This is a genomic window from Hafnia sp. CBA7124, from assembly GCF_002355555.1.
GTDB classification, from domain to species: Bacteria; Pseudomonadota; Gammaproteobacteria; order Enterobacterales; family Enterobacteriaceae; genus Hafnia; species Hafnia alvei.
Genome location: NZ_AP017469.1, coordinates 41,384 through 57,413 on the forward strand (window position 1 = coordinate 41,384; position 16,030 = coordinate 57,413).

Annotated in this window: 18 protein-coding genes; 7 read left to right on the forward strand and 11 right to left on the reverse strand. The window is 49.6% G+C overall.

All coding sequences use genetic code 11. The features are described 5' to 3' along the window. Window positions 1-2: 2 nt before the first annotated feature. From trmH to gmk, 4 genes are read right to left on the reverse strand one after another with little or no spacing between them, the layout of a single operon-like run. The gene (gene trmH, locus CPY98_RS00195) at window positions 3-695 is read right to left on the reverse strand and encodes a tRNA (guanosine(18)-2'-O)-methyltransferase TrmH (protein WP_096385889.1); all 693 of its coding nucleotides are present in this window, start codon (window positions 693-695) and stop codon (window positions 3-5) included. Between the two features lie 4 nt (window positions 696-699). Beyond that, window positions 700-2,799, reverse strand: coding sequence for a bifunctional GTP diphosphokinase/guanosine-3',5'-bis pyrophosphate 3'-pyrophosphohydrolase (spoT, locus tag CPY98_RS00200; protein ID WP_025797268.1), 2,100 nt, complete (start codon window positions 2,797-2,799; stop codon window positions 700-702). A gap of 19 nt (window positions 2,800-2,818) precedes the next feature. Beyond that, window positions 2,819-3,094: a DNA-directed RNA polymerase subunit omega gene (gene rpoZ / locus CPY98_RS00205; protein WP_004094076.1), complete on the reverse strand. Its 276-nt coding sequence runs from the start codon at window positions 3,092-3,094 to the stop codon at window positions 2,819-2,821. A 54-nt stretch (window positions 3,095-3,148) separates the two neighbouring features. Further along, window positions 3,149-3,772, reverse strand: a complete 624-nt coding sequence (gmk, locus tag CPY98_RS00210; RefSeq protein WP_025797264.1) for a guanylate kinase — start codon at window positions 3,770-3,772, stop codon at window positions 3,149-3,151. 272 nt (window positions 3,773-4,044) lie between these two features. Between gmk and ligB the strand changes: the two genes are divergently transcribed. Beyond that, the gene (ligB, locus tag CPY98_RS00215) at window positions 4,045-5,775 is read left to right on the forward strand and encodes an NAD-dependent DNA ligase LigB (RefSeq protein WP_096385891.1); all 1,731 of its coding nucleotides are present in this window, start codon (window positions 4,045-4,047) and stop codon (window positions 5,773-5,775) included. On the opposite strand, the gene CPY98_RS00220 is transcribed toward ligB, so the two are convergent. From CPY98_RS00220 to CPY98_RS00230, 3 genes are all read right to left on the reverse strand, one after another. Beyond that, window positions 5,702-6,319, reverse strand: coding sequence for a trimeric intracellular cation channel family protein (locus CPY98_RS00220; RefSeq protein ID WP_025797260.1), 618 nt, complete (start codon window positions 6,317-6,319; stop codon window positions 5,702-5,704). The two genes, ligB and CPY98_RS00220, sit on opposite strands and share 74 nt — an antisense overlap. A gap of 200 nt (window positions 6,320-6,519) precedes the next feature. After that, entirely contained in the window at window positions 6,520-7,452 is a 933-nt protein-coding gene (locus CPY98_RS00225; RefSeq protein ID WP_096385894.1) for a LysR family transcriptional regulator, read from the reverse strand. A gap of 135 nt (window positions 7,453-7,587) precedes the next feature. After that, window positions 7,588-8,463 carry an NAD(P)-dependent oxidoreductase gene (locus CPY98_RS00230; protein WP_096385896.1) on the reverse strand — a complete coding sequence of 292 codons (876 nt, stop codon included), beginning with the start codon at window positions 8,461-8,463 and terminating at the stop codon, window positions 7,588-7,590. Window positions 8,464-8,733: 270 nt separating this feature from the next. Between CPY98_RS00230 and CPY98_RS00240 the strand changes: the two genes are divergently transcribed. Next, window positions 8,734-9,174: a DMT family transporter gene (locus CPY98_RS00240; RefSeq protein ID WP_096385901.1), complete on the forward strand. Its 441-nt coding sequence runs from the start codon at window positions 8,734-8,736 to the stop codon at window positions 9,172-9,174. A gap of 5 nt (window positions 9,175-9,179) precedes the next feature. Continuing rightward, entirely contained in the window at window positions 9,180-9,644 is a 465-nt protein-coding gene (locus CPY98_RS00245) for a DMT family transporter (protein ID WP_025797252.1), read from the forward strand. 76 nt (window positions 9,645-9,720) lie between these two features. Here CPY98_RS00245 and CPY98_RS00250 read toward each other — a convergent pair whose 3' ends face one another. Beyond that, a complete protein-coding gene (locus CPY98_RS00250) occupies window positions 9,721-10,584 on the reverse strand; it encodes a YicC/YloC family endoribonuclease (protein WP_096385904.1) in 864 nt (287 codons plus the stop codon). Window positions 10,585-10,810: 226 nt separating this feature from the next. On the opposite strand from CPY98_RS00250, the gene rph reads away from it, so the two are divergent. Beyond that, window positions 10,811-11,527 (forward strand): ribonuclease PH, encoded by a 717-nt coding sequence (gene rph, locus CPY98_RS00255; RefSeq protein WP_096385907.1) that lies wholly within the window; start codon window positions 10,811-10,813, stop codon window positions 11,525-11,527. A 112-nt stretch (window positions 11,528-11,639) separates the two neighbouring features. Beyond that, a complete protein-coding gene (gene pyrE, locus CPY98_RS00260; RefSeq protein ID WP_040045244.1) occupies window positions 11,640-12,281 on the forward strand; it encodes an orotate phosphoribosyltransferase in 642 nt (213 codons plus the stop codon). A gap of 60 nt (window positions 12,282-12,341) precedes the next feature. Here pyrE and slmA read toward each other — a convergent pair whose 3' ends face one another. The 3 genes from slmA to coaBC all read right to left on the reverse strand — a co-directional run bounded on the left by slmA (window position 12,342) and on the right by coaBC (window position 14,686). After that, a complete protein-coding gene (gene slmA / locus CPY98_RS00265) occupies window positions 12,342-12,938 on the reverse strand; it encodes a nucleoid occlusion factor SlmA (RefSeq protein ID WP_043490061.1) in 597 nt (198 codons plus the stop codon). A gap of 97 nt (window positions 12,939-13,035) precedes the next feature. Continuing rightward, window positions 13,036-13,494 carry a dUTP diphosphatase gene (dut, locus tag CPY98_RS00270; RefSeq protein ID WP_043490063.1) on the reverse strand — a complete coding sequence of 153 codons (459 nt, stop codon included), beginning with the start codon at window positions 13,492-13,494 and terminating at the stop codon, window positions 13,036-13,038. After that, a complete protein-coding gene (coaBC, locus tag CPY98_RS00275; protein WP_046449024.1) occupies window positions 13,472-14,686 on the reverse strand; it encodes a bifunctional phosphopantothenoylcysteine decarboxylase/phosphopantothenate--cysteine ligase CoaBC in 1,215 nt (404 codons plus the stop codon). Before coaBC ends, dut begins: the two co-directional genes overlap by 23 nt. Before the next feature lie 178 nt (window positions 14,687-14,864). Between coaBC and radC the strand changes: the two genes are divergently transcribed. Together radC and rpmB are read left to right on the forward strand one after the other, a co-directional pair. Further along, window positions 14,865-15,551, forward strand: a complete 687-nt coding sequence (radC, locus tag CPY98_RS00280; RefSeq protein WP_025801515.1) for a DNA repair protein RadC — start codon at window positions 14,865-14,867, stop codon at window positions 15,549-15,551. A gap of 237 nt (window positions 15,552-15,788) precedes the next feature. Then, window positions 15,789-16,025, forward strand: a complete 237-nt coding sequence (gene rpmB / locus CPY98_RS00285; protein WP_008815765.1) for a 50S ribosomal protein L28 — start codon at window positions 15,789-15,791, stop codon at window positions 16,023-16,025. Window positions 16,026-16,030: the final 5 nt, after the last annotated feature.

Sequence of the window (16,030 nt, forward strand, 5' to 3'; positions counted from 1 at the left end):
CGTTAGCCTTTAGTTGACTGCATGGCATCCCACCATGCTTGAGGGGCGTCGATTTGCCCTTCGTTATCGATACGTGGGCGCGGCAGCTTCTTGCGTTTGGCAACGTTGGCCAACACGGGATATCCACCTTCCCACAGTAAACGCTGTTGGTCTTCTTCGCTCAGCGGGCTGTGTTCGCGTTGGTACATGCCTGCGTTTTGGCGCTGGCGCTGGGCTTCATACAAAATGAGCGCCGAAGCCACTGAAACATTAAGTGACTGAACCATACCAATCATGGGAATGATAATGTCTTGATCGGCCAAGGCGAGAGCTTCGGCCGTGATCCCGTGTTTCTCTTGCCCCATCAAAATGCAGGTCGGGCGCGTGTAGTCTATTTCACGGAAATCAACGGCAGTGCTGGAGAGATTCGTTGCCAGAATTTGCATGCCTTCAGACTTTAACGTCGAAACCGCTGAAGAGATATCTGGATGTGTTTTTACGGATACCCAGCTGTTGCTGCCTGCTGCAGTAGAGACCATGGTGCGCATGCTTTTTCCTGGCCATACGGCATGGACCTGATGCACACCCACGGCGTCAGCCGTGCGGATAACGGCTGAAACGTTATGCGGTTTGTGTACTTGCTCCATGCAGACGGTAAGATCCGACTGTCGGGTGGCAAGCATCTGACAAATCCGCGCATAGCGTTGAGGAGTCATAGAATTAGTTTCGGTTGCGGTTAACTTTAATCACATCCGGCATGATACGAATTTTACGCATGATATTCGCCAGATGGACGCGATCGCGGGTGGTCAGGCGGATGAAGGCGCTGTATACCCGGCCATCTTTCTCTTCGGTATTCATGCTTTGAATATTTGATGCGGTGGCATTGATTGCAGCCGTCAGATTCGCCAGTGCGCCCTGATGGTTAAACATATCCACTTTGATTTCAGCGATGAATTCCTGCTCGATGTCTTTATCCCATTCCACGGCCATAAACTTCTCTGGCTCTTTTTGATAGCCACGAATGTTGCGGCAAGACTCGTGATGAATGACCAGGCCTTTACCCGGGCTCACGTGCGCAATAATCGGGTCACCGGGAATTGGACGGCAACATTTGGCAAAGGTGAGCAGCACGCCGTCAGCGCCTTTGATTGGCAGTTTACGGCCAGAGCTGGAGCTGCTTTGCTGCGGATCGCCGAGCAGATTTTTCGCCACCACCACGCTCATGGCATTGCCTAGGCCGACTTCGGCCAATAGGTCATCCATCGAATGAAGTTTCATGCGATCCAATTCGCGCTGAATATTCTCTGGAGGCAGATCAGACAGCTTACGTCCGTTGCCGAGCGCGTGATTTAACAGACGACGGCCAAGGCTTACTGAATCATCGCGCTTGAGGTTTTTCAACATCTGGCGGATTTTAGCGCGCGCTTTGGAGCTGACGACGAAATTCAGCCAAGCTGCATTTGGGCGAGCGCCTGGTGCAGTAATGATTTCAACGTTTTGCCCGCTGTGTAGCGCCTGAGACAGTGGATATGGCTGTCTATCAACGCGCGCACCTACGCAGGCATGGCCGATGTCGGTGTGTACGGCGTAAGCAAAATCGACCGGTGTTGCTCCCGCTGGCAGTTCGACAATGCGACCTTCCGGCGTGAACACATAGATTTCGTCTGGGAACAGATCGGATTTAACGCTCTCAATGAACTCGAAGGAGCTACCTGCGCTTTGTTGCAGTTCGAGCAGGCTTTGCATCCAGCGTTGTGCACGGATTTGCGCCGTGGTGCTGGATTCACCTTCTTTATAGGCCCAGTGAGCAGCAACACCCATCTCTGCCATTTGGTCCATGTCTTCGGTGCGAATTTGCACTTCGACAGGAACACCGTGCGGGCCAATTAGCGAGGTATGCAGCGATTGGTATCCGTTGGCTTTAGGAATGGCAATATAGTCTTTAACGCGGCCCGGGCGCGGCTTATATAAGCTGTGCGCCTGACCCAAAACGCGGTAGCAGGTATCCACATCCTTGACGATCACGCGGAAAGCGTAGATGTCCATAATGGAGTGAAAACGCTGCTCTTTGAGATGCATTTTGCGATAAATCGAGTACAGATGTTTTTCTCGACCGTTGACGTGACACTCAATCCCCGCCTCGGTGAGACGACCTTCAATCTCAGAAAGGATCTTCTGAATCATCTCTTTACGATTACCACGAGCGGCTTTCACCACCTCTTTGATAACGCGATAGCGGTTTGGATAGAGGGCTTCAAAACCCAGCTCTTCGAGCTCCGTTTTTAGGTGATGGATACCTAAACGATGTGCCAGAGGGCTATAGATTTCTAGCGTTTCTCGCGCAATGCGGCGACGTTTATCTGGGCGCAAAGAGCCCAGCGTGCGCATGTTGTGCGTGCGGTCGGCGAGTTTAATCAAGATCACGCGGATGTCCTGCACCATCGCCATGATCATTTTGCGGAAGTTTTCTGCCTGAGCTTCTTTCTTATCACGGAATTTCAGCTTATCCAGCTTTGACACACCCTCAACCAGTTCGGCAACACTTTTGCCAAACAGTTGTTCCATATCTTGATAGGTAGCGGGCGTGTCCTCAATGACGTCGTGCAATAACGCCGCCATCAAGGTTTCATAGTCGAGGCGCATTTCTGCAAGGATGCAGGCTACCGCGACCGGGTGAGTTATGTAGGGCTCACCGCTGGAGCGTGTCTGTCCCTCGTGCGCATCGCGCGCGACAAGGTATGCCTGTTTAAGGCGCTTAATCTGCTCTTCTGGCAGGTATTTTTGAATCAGCAGATTCAGGCTTTCAAACAGATACAAAGGCAGCTCTTCGTGTTAATTAACGACGGCCTTCAGCAATCGCAGTCACCGCTTGAATTTCTGCGGCTTCTTGCTCTTGCTGTTCCTGGCGCTCACGTACGTCGAGGATCTGGTTGTTGATCAGACCTTCTTCGATTTCGCGCAGGGCGATAACGGTGTACTTATCGTTCTCTTCTGGTACTAACGGATCTTTGCCGCCAGATTGCATTTGGCGTGCCCGACGAGCAGCGACCAACACCAGGTCAAAACGGTTACCAATTTTCTCTACAGCGTCTTGAACAGTTACGCGTGCCATAAATGTGCTACTCCACAGGTGAAGAAATGACTGGGCATGATACTGAAAGAGTCTTCAGTCTGCCAACAATTTGGTTATTAACGCGTCATGTCGCATTTTCTGGCGACCTAAACGCAGACGTTCAGCGCGGATAATGGTTTTGAGATCGGACAGTGCCAAATCAAAATCATCATTCACGATGAGGTAATCATATTCGGCATAGTGCGTCATCTCAGCAACGGCTTGCGCCATGCGTTTGGCGATGACTTCTTCGCTATCCTGACCACGACCGCGTAAGCGGCGACCTAATTCATCTTTCGATGGTGGCAGAATAAAAATGCTGCGTGCCTGCGGCATTTTTTTACGAATTTGTTGTGCGCCCTGCCAGTCGATATCAAGGAAGACATCCACGCCGGTCGACAAAATCTGCTCAATCGCTTTACGCGATGTGCCGTAATAGTTGCCAAATACTTCCGCATGTTCAAGGAAGGCGTCTTCCCCAATCATCTGGCGGAATTCGTCATGAGAGACGAAAAAGTAATGCTCGCCGTGATTTTCGCCAGGACGTTTAGCACGAGTGGTGTGCGAAATCGAAACCTGCGTATCGTACAACGGCTGAGTTTTCAGCAATGCCTGAATCAGGCTGGATTTTCCTGCCCCGCTTGGCGCGGAAACAATATATAGCGTGCCTTGAACCATAGTGGGTCTTATTGATGTCGTTCGTGTTAAAAGAACAAAAGAAAGATACAACTCCCCGTAGTATACACGGCTACTCGCCGTGATGCAGCGCCCACTTTCAGTCTACGGCGTGAATTTATTTGTCATCTCTGCGCATTGCGAGCCTGTTTGCAAAAAAAGTGCAACCTCTTGTCGGCGATTAAATCTCTGATGAATCCGTTTCGCAAAGGCTAGCAAGACCGCTGGAATACTGCCCTGCTTGCGTTTTAATTGCCGCAAATAGGAGGTGACATATGGCATGGAAAATATGGATGGCGCTACTCGTATGGTTTGTTTCCGGTTTTAGCCGAGGCTGGGCTCAGCCTCTTTGTCCACAGTGGACTGCCGAACATGGAGCTAGTGAGATCAATGCGTTGCAAAAGCAGATCGCCAAGTGGGATGAAGACTATTTTCTACAGGGCTCATCGGCCGTACCTGATGAAATCTATGACCAAATGGCCCAGCGGTTGAAAATATGGAAGCACTGCTTTGCTCAGGTAAATCTAAACCAAGCGGCGCTTGAACCGCCTAGTTTAGGCAATACACTTCGCCATCCTGTGGCACATACGGGGCTGAATAAGCTAGAAAATGCGGCTGCGGTGCAGGCGTGGTTACAGGGTAAAAAAGGTGTTTGGGTGCAGCCCAAAATTGATGGCGTGGCAATTACGCTGCATTACCAGCGTGGGCGTTTAATCAATATGATCAGCCGTGGCGATGGTCTGAAGGGGCAAGATTGGAGCAAAGCCGCGATGGCGATTGCGGCCATTCCTAAAAAGATTACTGATGAAAGTGCCGATGTTGTGTTGCAAGGGGAGCTGTTCCTGAAGGTGACCGATCATCAACAAAAAAGAGACGGTGGGATCAATGCTCGGGCAAAAGTCGCAGGGGCGATGAGGTTAAAGGTTTTGCCTCCTGACACCGCCGCACAGCTGGATGTTTTCATCTGGGGATACCCCGACGGGGCGGATAATATGCGGCAAAGATTAAGCTCATTGACGCGGTTGGGGTTCCCGCTGGCAGGGCAATATACCCATGCGGTGGCAGATATTGGTGCCGTTGAGCATTGGCGCGACTATTGGTATCAACATGCTTTGCCTTTTGTCACCGATGGCGTGGTGTTGCATATGGATCAACAACCCGCTTCATCGTTGTGGCAGCCGTCACCACCGGGATGGGCCGTGGCTTGGAAGTATCCGCTGAAATCCCAAGTTGCTGAAGTTAAAGACGTGCAGTTTAGTATTGGGCGCAGTGGGAGAATCAATGCCATCCTGTTGATCGAACCTGTGATGGTTGATGATAAACGCGTTAGCCGTGTGAGCTTAGGTTCTGTGATGCGTTGGCGGCAGTGGGATGTTCAACCTCATGATCAAATTTCGGTGGTGTTGGCAGGGCAAGGCGTTCCCCATTTAGAAAAGGTGATTTGGCGTAGCCCTGACCGAGTCATCATCAATGCGCCGGACCAAAATAAATACCATTCCTTAAGCTGTTGGCACTACACGCCAGACTGCGAGCAGCAGTTTGTTGCACGCGTAGTGTGGATGGTTCAAACCTTGGGTGTTTCTGGTATTGGAGAGGCTTACTGGCGAGAGTTGGCGCAGCATGGATTGTTATCTGACGTGGATGCTATTTTTAGGCTGAGCGAGGCTGATTTCGGAAAGGTGGGCGTTGGCGTAAATCGAGCTCGTACGTTTAGCAGCGAGCTTGAAAAAGTGAAAGCAGCGCCAACAATAACGTGGCTGAAAGCGTTGGGGATGCCAAATACGTTGGCCAGCTGTGGCTTAGAAAGCATCGATTGCCACTTTTCATCGGCTCAAGAAAAACAATATCAGCGGATCTGGCATAACACAGAGTGGCTTGAGGTTGTTGCGCGATTAAGGCAGCAGGGCGTTGCTGCCTTTAATCAATTTTCTATTAGTGATCGGGTTGCTGATAGTCAAAAACCGGCAACCCTAAGCGGAAGCGTAGCGCCAGTAAACGCGCAGTGAAGCCGGCAAATAGCGTAATCATCACGGTGAGATCTTGCGGGATAGAGAAATAAAGTAATCCCATATAGAGCCACGCGGCGGCAAAAGAGATCCCTGCATACAGCTCTTTTTGGAACACCAACGGGATGCGATTACAGAAGAGATCACGTAGGACGCCACCAAAGACGCCGGTGACAACGGCAGCGATAGACGCGATGATCGGTCCATGTCCCATCTCTAACGCGACCTGAGCACCGATAATCGAAAACACGACGAGCCCAACGGCATCTAAAACTAAAAAGAGTTTACGTAGATGCGTCATTAACGGTGCAGCCCACGTTGTAACAATGGCGGCAACGGCAACAATAACGATATTTTCAGGGTGTTTGACCCAGCTCAAAGGATAGTGGCCTAACAGCATGTCACGTACAGAGCCGCCGCCAATGGCTGTGGCAGAAGCAATGATAATAACGCCAAACATATCCATTTGACGGCGGCCAGCGGCAAGTGCGCCGGTCATGGCTTCAGCAGTGATCCCAACAATATAAAGAATACTCAGTAACATGACCCAACAACCTTTTAGAGCTGAAATGAGATAATAGAGCATGCAGAGTAGTGACTTGCGGTGACTATCTCGACTGAGTTTTTCTAAAGGATAAGGTTTCGAATTAATATATCTATGCCAAAAAGTTATCTTAATGCTGAATATATAGGCTTTATTTTATTTTAAACATTAATAGTAGATAAGAATTTATAATTCGAAAATCAAACATTATCCCAATAAGCTGGGGTTCCAAATTTCTGGACAAAGAAATCAATGACAACACGTACTTTAAGCGGAAGCCGTCGGCTTTGCGGATAGAGAGCCGCTAGCTGCTGGGGCTCTAGCCTCGTGGATACAGGGTATTTCTCCATCAAACTCACCAGACGCCCGTCTTGTAATGCATCCCCTAATAGCCATGTTGGCAATACTACGATCCCTAAACCTTGGATCGCTGCATCTAGCAGTGAATCGGCATTATTTCCGGTCAGAGAACCATGCAGACTGTAAGGAACCCATTGATTATTCATGTGGAAAAACCATCTCTGCGCGCCAGCAAAACCCTTAAATACGATGCAGTTATGATGTTCTAATTCTTCAGGCGTGGTTGGGATCCCAAAGCGATGTAAGTATTCCGGACTCGCGGCAATGCGATAGTTTTGTTGGGCTAGCACTCTGCCTTGCAGATTGGAGTCTGACAAAATACCGATACGAAACAGAAGGTCAGATGCATCTTGCATCGGATCGACAAAATTATCTGTTTGCACCATTTCAACGCAAAGCTTGGGGTATTTTTGGCAGAGCTCGGGAATATAGGGCGCAATATGCAGCCGACCAAACACCACCGGAGCATTGATGCGCACAAGCCCCGCAGGTTCGAGCTTCTTTTCCTGCAACGCTTGCTCAGCTTCCTCGAGTTGCTCAAGGACTCGCCGAGCGTATGTTGCCAATAATCGACCGCTTTCCGTTGCGGTCACCGCGCGGGTGTGGCGGTACAACAATTGTTGATTAAGCGCTTGTTCTATTAGCTGCATTTGGCGTGAAATTGATGATGGTGCAACGCCTTCTTTGCGGGCAACCTCCGAAAAACTGCCGTAATCGAGGACGGCAACAAACAATCGTAGTGCTTTTATGTTGAGTTCATTGAACGCTTGCATGCTGTGCATATTCCGCAAAGATATTTTATCTATGGTGCGTTTTTGTGAAAGGTTTTGCTAGTGGGCTACCATGAGAATTCCCTCTCCACGGCGGAGAGGGGTGGCACAATGACGATATCAAGGTTTTACGTTTAACTACTTTAAACCACTGCGACGGGCGGAGACATTGGCCAGAGCTGACCAATCAAGATTACCGTCGCCTTGAGCGATGGCGTCAATGAAGTTATCTCTTAATACGCTAGCGAACGGCATGGGTACGTTTTTCTCTTCGGCTGCCTGTTGTGCCAAGCGAACGTCTTTCAAACCAAGCGTTAGCTTGAAGCCTGCGGGGGTATAGCGCTCTTCAGCGATCATGCCGCCATAGTTTTTGTATACGGGAGCTGAAAACAGCGTACTGGTCAGCATATTGATAAAGTCTTTAGGCTCAATGCCGTGCGCTTTAACCAATGCTGCGGATTCTCCAACGGATTCAATGACGGTAGCCAGCATGAAGTTTGCCGCGAGTTTAACCGTGCTGGCCTGTTCTGGATTATCGCCGAAGTGCCAGGTTTTTTGTCCTAATACATCGAATATAGGCTGTACGCGGCGGAGCTGCTCGGGTTCTCCGGCTGCCAGAATATTTAAATTTCCTGCGGCCGCAACGTCGACTCGCCCTAATACCGGCGCTGCAATGTAATGAATACCTTTCTCTGTGCAGTAGCTTGCCATCTTACGCGTAAGGTCATTAGAAACCGTAGCCATATTGATATAGACCGCCCCTGCTGTTAATGAATCTAACGCGCCCTGAGCGATCATTACATCATGGGTAATCGCATCGTCGGCTAGCATCGAAATAACAACTTCGCTTCCTTTGATATCCGCAGGGCGTTGGCAAAGCCTTGCGCCATCGTCAACGAGAGTGCCTGCTGCCGCTGGGCTACGGTTCCATACCGCGATTTCATATCCTGCTTTTAGCAGGTTATACGCCATAGGCTGGCCCATAGAGCCCAATCCAAGAAAAGCGATCTTCATGCGTTACTCCTCGTTATTGTCTTCCGGTTGAGTGCAGGTTCCGGTTATCTGTGTATCTCCACCGTAGAGTTTCAGGAAAGACGAGTCAAATCTCTCCATGCTGTGCGTAATTCGCAAAACTGTTTAGCGACTCATGCTGTTTTTCGAAAGATAAAGGTGGTTGATAATGCCAGTCATCGGATTTAGCGGCTTTCGCGAATCGTTTGAATGATGCGGAGTGAGTAATAGATGACACAGCCAGAGCGATGTAAAACAGCGCATTCAGGCTCAATGAACGGTGCCTACATTCCATTGGTCATTATGGCGGGTATGGGGCTTTCGGTTGAAGCCGGATTGCTTGGGCCACTTGGTGAGGAGGTGGGGCATTTATGGGCGACGTTGAGCATATTTGGCGTAGGCGCAGCTCTATTGTTCCTTATCTCGTTATTAACCGGGAAGCCGACAGAGCAGCGCTCTTTTAGCTCACTTCCCCGTTGGCAACTGACGGGCGGTTTGCTAGGGCCTCTCTACGTCATTATGTTGACGCTGGCGACGCCGGTGATTGGTGTTGCCATGACGATGATTGCCATTCTGTCGGGTCAGGTCGCGAAAAGCTTATTAATCGATCATTTTGGTTGGTTTGGGATCTCGCGTAAACGTGTGGGTGTGCAGCGCCTACTCGCATTAGCGCTCATTGTAGCGGCTTTGATTCTTATAGCTGAGGGGGCGTAACAATAATGGGACATATCATAATGTTGGCGCTGGTTGTTTTGGCTGGTGCTGTTCTGAGCATGCAGGCCGCTATCAATGGCCGCCTAGGTGAAAGCGTGGGTGTGATACGCAGCAGCCAACTGACGTTTGTCGTTGGTGCAGTGTTTAGTGGATTGCTGATTTTCTTCTTTGAGCCCACACATTCTCAGACTTTGCTTACCGTTCCTAAATGGCAACTGGCCGGAGCATTGTTTGGCATGTTTTATATGTTAGTGATGGTGGCATCGGTACCGAAAATTGGCGTTGCGACGGCAACGGTGGCGGTGATTTGCGGGCAACTATCGATGGGGATGATGATTGATACGTTTGGATGGTTTGGCAATCAGGCAATCGGCTTTTCCAGCAGCCGTATGGCCGCTTTAGTTTGCTTAGCCTTAGCGCTGGTATTGATTTATCGCAGTAACCAAGCAGAAGAACAATCCACAGAGTGATTGTTTATGAGAAATGAAAAAGCCCGGCTCTACGATGGTAGAACCGGGCTTTTGTTTGTAGAGGTTGAGCAGAAAGTTACTCGATGTTTTGGATCTGTTCGCGCATCTGTTCGATCAATACTTTCAGTTCGATAGCGGATGCGGTGACGTCTGCATTGATAGACTTGGAAGCCAAAGTATTCGATTCACGATTGAATTCTTGCATCATAAAGTCGAGACGACGGCCTACGGCTTCTTTCTTCTTCAGAATGACATAGGTTTCTTTGACGTGCGCTTCGAGGCGATCCAGCTCTTCTGCAACGTCAACACGCTGTGCCATCAGAACCAGCTCTTGTTCTAGACGGTTATTTTCCAACTGAACCTGAGCATCTTCTAGCTTGCTCACCAAACGTTCACGCTGCCACTGTAGGATTTCAGGCATCTGCTGGCGAACTTTAGCCACTTCAACAGATACACCTTCCAAACGCTGCTCGATCATCGCTTTTAGGGCATTACCTTCACGTTCGCGGGCATCGATAAAGTCATCAATTGCAGATTCCAGTGCGGCCATCAGCTCGGTGCTGATAACGTCCAGATCTTGTTCGGCGGCAGACATCACGCCCGGCCAGCGCAGAACTTCCAGTGGATTAATTTCGCCCTCATCGCTTTGCATTTTGACCCAGTTCGCGGCTTCAACCAGCTGCTTTGCCAGTTTTTCGTTCAGGATCATGGAGCTTTGTGCGCTTGGGTCGAGCTCAAAACGCAGGTTACATTCGATTTTCCCGCGAGTTAAACGCGTACGCAGTCTTTCACGCACCACAGGCTCTAGGCTGCGGAACTGTTCCGGCAGGCGAATATAGGTCTCAAGATAGCGCTGGTTAACGGAGCGTAGCTCCCAAGCTGCGCTGCCCCAGTTGCCTTTAATTTCACGGCGGGCGTAGGCTGTCATGCTGCGGATCATTTTGCGTACCTGTAAAAATGAATGATGTCAGGATTATAGCCCCGCACCGCCTGCCATGATAGGCATAAGCTCACGAACATGGCATATCGCTTTTGGTTGATGAGAAGAGGTGGCTGATGTCTTTATCAATAGCCTTTCGTTGGCGGGCTTGCTGCAACTCAAATTAATTTGGGTATAATGCGCAGCCACATTGAAATAAATATGAATGCTAGCCGGAGACAAGCTTATGCGTCCAGAAGGCCGAACTGCCGAACAAATCCGCCCGTTAAAACTGACCCGTAATTACACTAAACACGCTGAAGGGTCTGTGCTGGTGGAGTTTGGTGAAACTAAAGTGTTGTGCAACGCCACCGTTGAGGAAGGAGTTCCGCGCTTTCTAAAAGGTCAGGGACAGGGTTGGGTCACGGCGGAGTATGGCATGTTGCCACGATCCACCCATAGCCGTATGGCGCGCGAAGCGGCCAAAGGTAAGCAGGGCGGTCGTACCATGGAAATTCAGCGTCTGATTGCGCGCTCTCTTCGTGCTGCGGTTGACCTGAAAAAACTGGGTGAGTTTACCATTACGCTGGACTGCGACGTCATTCAAGCTGACGGTGGTACCCGTACTGCATCGATTACCGGTGCCTGCGTGGCATTAGCTGATGCGCTGAACGCATTAGTCGCTGCCGGTAAACTGAAAGCCAACCCGATGAAGGGTATGGTTGCCGCGGTGTCTGTGGGTATCGTCGATAGTCAGGCAGTATGCGATCTGGAATATGTTGAAGATTCTGCTGCAGAAACGGACATGAACGTTGTGATGTTGGAAGATGGCCGCATGATTGAGGTGCAGGGCACCGCAGAAGGCGAACCTTTCAGCCATGAAGAACTTCTCCAGCTACTGGCACTCGCCAGAGGCGGGATAGAGAAAATTATCCAAGCGCAGAAAGCGGCGTTGGAAAATTAATTGTTTTAGGCGACTTGTTAGTCGCCTTTTTTATGCCTGCAATTTGGCATGAGAAAAACGGTTGTACCCACGAGTGAATTATTTAATTACCGACAATGAAGGAGATGCACGCATGAAAGCCTATCAGCGCCAGTTTATTGAGTTCGCGCTAAGCAAGCAGGTATTGAAGTTTGGCGAATTTACGCTGAAATCAGGCCGTACCAGCCCATATTTCTTTAACGCTGGCCTGTTTAATACTGGACGCGATCTGGCATTGTTGGGGCGTTTCTATGCCGAGGCTTTGGTTGATAGCGGCATTGATTTTGATTTGCTGTTTGGCCCAGCCTATAAAGGCATCCCTATTGCAACCACCACGGCGGTGGCGCTGGCAGAGCATCATGACCGCGATTTACCGTATTGCTTTAATCGCAAAGAAGCTAAGTCTCACGGTGAAGGCGGGACATTGGTAGGTAGCCCACTACAGGGCAAAGTCATGCTGGTGGATGATGTGATTACTGCGGGCACCGCAATTCGGGAATCAATGGAAATTATTCAGGCCCACAATGCTAAGTTAGCCGGAGTGCTGATTTCGCTCGATCGCCAAGAGCGCGGTCGTGCCGATATTTCTGCGATTCAAGAAGTTGAGCGTGATTATGGCTGTAAGGTGATTTCAATTATTACGCTGAAAGATTTGATCAGCTATTTGGAAGAGAAGCCGGAGATGGCTGAATCCTTGGCGTCAGTAAAAGCGTATCGTGAGCAGTACGGCGTTTAAGTGATAATGACCAAGAAAAACGGCCACTGATGAGTGGCCGTTTGTGTTTATGCTTTTAAGCTATTGAAGTTGGCTTGCTAACAACGGCCAGCGCAAATCGAATTCCTGCGTTGGGCGGTAGCGGAACTCTGAACGCACAAAGCGCGACAGCATGCCTTCACAGAAGGCTAAAAGCTGCCCTGCAAGCAGCGTTTCATCGTGAACAAACCCTTGCCCCTCACGGATCTTTCTCTCTTTGAGCACCTGTCGGATTTGGGCTTCAATACGCTCAAATAGCTGATTGATGCGCCCTTGAAGGCGATCTTGTTCAAACATCAAGGCATGACCGGTCATAATACGAGTCAGCCCCGGGTTGCGTTCTGCAAATCCCAGAATCAACAGCAGAATAAGACGAAGCCTATTAAAGGTTTCTTTTTCATCCTGCAAGATGAGGTTAATGCGGGTGATCAGACTGTCTTCGATAAACTCGATAAGACTATCAAACATCCGCGTTTTACTAGGAAAATGGCGATAAAGTGCAGCTTCTGAAACACCCACGTTCGCAGCAAGTTTTGCAGTAGTAATGCGTTGGCTACCGTCACTGGATTCCAGCATTTGCGCCAGCGCCTGCAAGATTTCCTCGCGACGGTTCCTTTTCGTATTTTCTTTTTCTGCCATGCCAGACAAGATCCTTGCTAAGCGGTGATAACGGGCACACCAAACAGTTAGCCACCTCAGGGTGGCTTATTGGTTTTTTGTAGCGTGGTAAAACGGCTTATTGGCGACCTGAGTGACCAAAGCCACCTGCACCACGTTCGCTCGCGTCGAAAGATTCGACGAGATTGAAGTCTGCCTGTACCACAGGAACTAGCACCATCTGAGCAATTCGTTCACCCGGCTCGATGGTAAAGGTCGTTTGACCGCGGTTCCATACGGAAACCATCAACTGACCTTGGTAGTCAGAATCGATCAAACCGACCAAATTCCCCAGTACGATCCCGTGCTTGTGGCCCAAACCAGAGCGAGGCAGGATGATTGCCGCAAGACTAGGATCTTCAATATGAATTGCCAGACCGGTTGGTAACAGAGTGGTTTCACCCGGTGCCAAAATGACGGCTTCATCTAAACAAGCGCGTAGGTCTAGACCCGCAGAACCTGGAGTTGCATAGGTTGGCAATGGGAATTGTTCACCGATGCGGGGATCTAAAATTTTAACGTCTATTTTTTTCTTCATAATGGCTGACAATCTCGTCAATTAAATAGTGGCCCAACAAGGACTTATTGCTGAGTGGCAGCTGCTTATCGCCCTGCGGCCAAAAAAGGTGTAAGGCATTGGTATCGGTGTTAAACCCTTGCCCTTCTTGGGAAACATCGTTCGCACAAATCATATCCAGATTTTTACGTGCAAGTTTTTGCTTGGCGTATTCTTCCACATTCTGGGTTTCGGCGGCAAATCCTACGACATAGGGGCGATGCTCAGTCAGGGCTGCAACACCGGCCACAATATCAGGGTTTTTCACCAGCTTAAGCGTGATTTCATCACCCTGTTTTTTTATTTTTTCGTCGCAAATTTGCTCGGCGCGATAGTCTGCCACTGCAGCGCAAGAAATGAAAATTTGATGTGCTGGAACATGAGCAAGCACCTCTGTTTGCATTTCTAATGCGCTTTCTACGTCGATACGCACTACACCTTCAGGTGTTTTTTGATTCACGGGCCCGCTCACCAGTGTGACTTTAGCGCCACGTTTTGCGGCAGCCGCTGCGATAGAAAAGCCCATTTTTCCTGAACTATGGTTAGTGATGAAACGTACAGGATCTAGGGCTTCACGGGTTGGCCCCGCAGTGATAAGAATGCTGTATTGTGCGAGATCCTGCTGCTGAGCAAAATGCGCCTGAATCATAGTGACTAACACCATTGGGTCGAGCATGCGGCCAGGACCTACATCGCCACAGGCTTGGCTACCGCTGTCTGGCCCCCAGAGTTGTAAGCCTCGGCGCTCTAGCGTTTTCAGATTCTCTTGTGTGGCCGCAGCGCGATACATCTGCTGGTTCATCGCTGGGGCAATTGCAATAGGTGCAGCGGTTGCTAAACATACGGTGCTGAGAAGGTCATTCGCCATTCCGACGGCAATGCGCGCAATTAAATCAGCGGTTGCCGGTGCAATAACGACCAAATCAGCCCATTTGCCGAGCTCGATATGCCCCATCGACGCCTCTGCTGCCGGATCAAGCAGGTCATCCGATACTGGGTAGCCTGAAACAGCTTGTAAGGTTAGCGGGGTGATAAAGGCTTCAGCGCCTTTTGTCATTACCACGCGAACCTCTGCGCCACGTTCTCGCAGTCGACGTACTATTTCTGGGCATTTATATGCAGCGATGCCCCCGCTGATGCCTAATACAATGCGTTTGCCTGTCAGTGCAGTCATGGTGTTGTTCCATTCGAGGCAGAAATTAGCGTGATTTTACCATAAGCGGAGAAGATGACATGTGTTGCAGTCGTTGCGATCGTTTTTTGCGCACTTCTTCGCATTGATGGCGTTTGGTACTCGACGCCATTTTTGAACTTGAGATGATGGCTGAAAACCATCTTGTGAGTTTTATTTCATGGAAGAGAGCGTAGCGGTAGCGTACTGGCCTTCAATGCTGGCCCCAAGAGAAAAATTATTATCCCTAGGTCGTGAATCGTTATCCGATCAGGAACTGCTGGCGATATTTTTACGAACAGGGACGAAAGGGATTAATGTGATGGCGCTGTCATCACATTTGATTCGTGAGTTTGGCTCAATTTACAGTCTGATGCAGGCCGATTACGATAGTTTTTGCTCGAAACCGGGCCTTGGTATCTCTCGATATGCACAGTTGCAGGCCGTGATGGAACTGTCAAAACGATTTTTGCATCGGCAGCTTACTGAACAAAGTGTCATCAATCGACCCGAGTTAACGGCGCTATATTTGCAAAATGTGTTCTCTGGATATGAGCGAGAAGCCTTTTTTGTTTTATTTTTAGACAACCAGCATCGCGTAATTCGCTCTGAGGAGATGTTTTCGGGTACTATAAACTGTGTGGATGTATATCCACGCGAAATTGTGCGTGGTGCGCTTAAGGTAAACGCCGTTGCGTTAATCCTCGCACATAATCATCCGTCCGGAATAGCAGAGCCCAGTGCAGCAGATCGTGTGCTCACAGAAAGAGTGGTGAAAGCTTGCGCATTATTGGATATCCGCGTGCTAGATCATATGGTGATCGGTCACGGCCAGAGTGTGTCTTTTGCTGAAAGAGGGTGGCTTTAAGCTTTTTTTTCGCGATCCTTTGGGATCTTTGCTGTTCGGGTCTTGAGCACTTACGCTTCAGAGCGTATACTACGCCACCTTTGAGAATCTTGGTTGTAGCGTTAAGAGCCTATCTCAGCAGGTTTCGACCTGACTCAGAGTCTCCTCGGTGAAGTTTGCTGAGATGGGCTCTAAAGCCTGACGAGGCGGCTACTTCCTATACGAAGCTCGAGCTGATTTGATTTTTGGAGAATAGACATGTCCCGAGTCTGCCAAGTTACTGGCAAGCGTCCGGTGGCCGGTAATAACCGTTCCCACGCGATGAACGCAACCAAACGCCGTTTTCTGCCTAACCTGCATTCACACCGCTTTTGGGTTGAAGGCGAGAAGCGCTTTGTAACTCTGCGTGTATCTGCTAAAGGTATGCGTGTTATTGATAAAAAGGGTATCGAAACGGTCTTGGCCGAAATTCGCGCCCGCGGTGAGAAGTATTAAGGAAC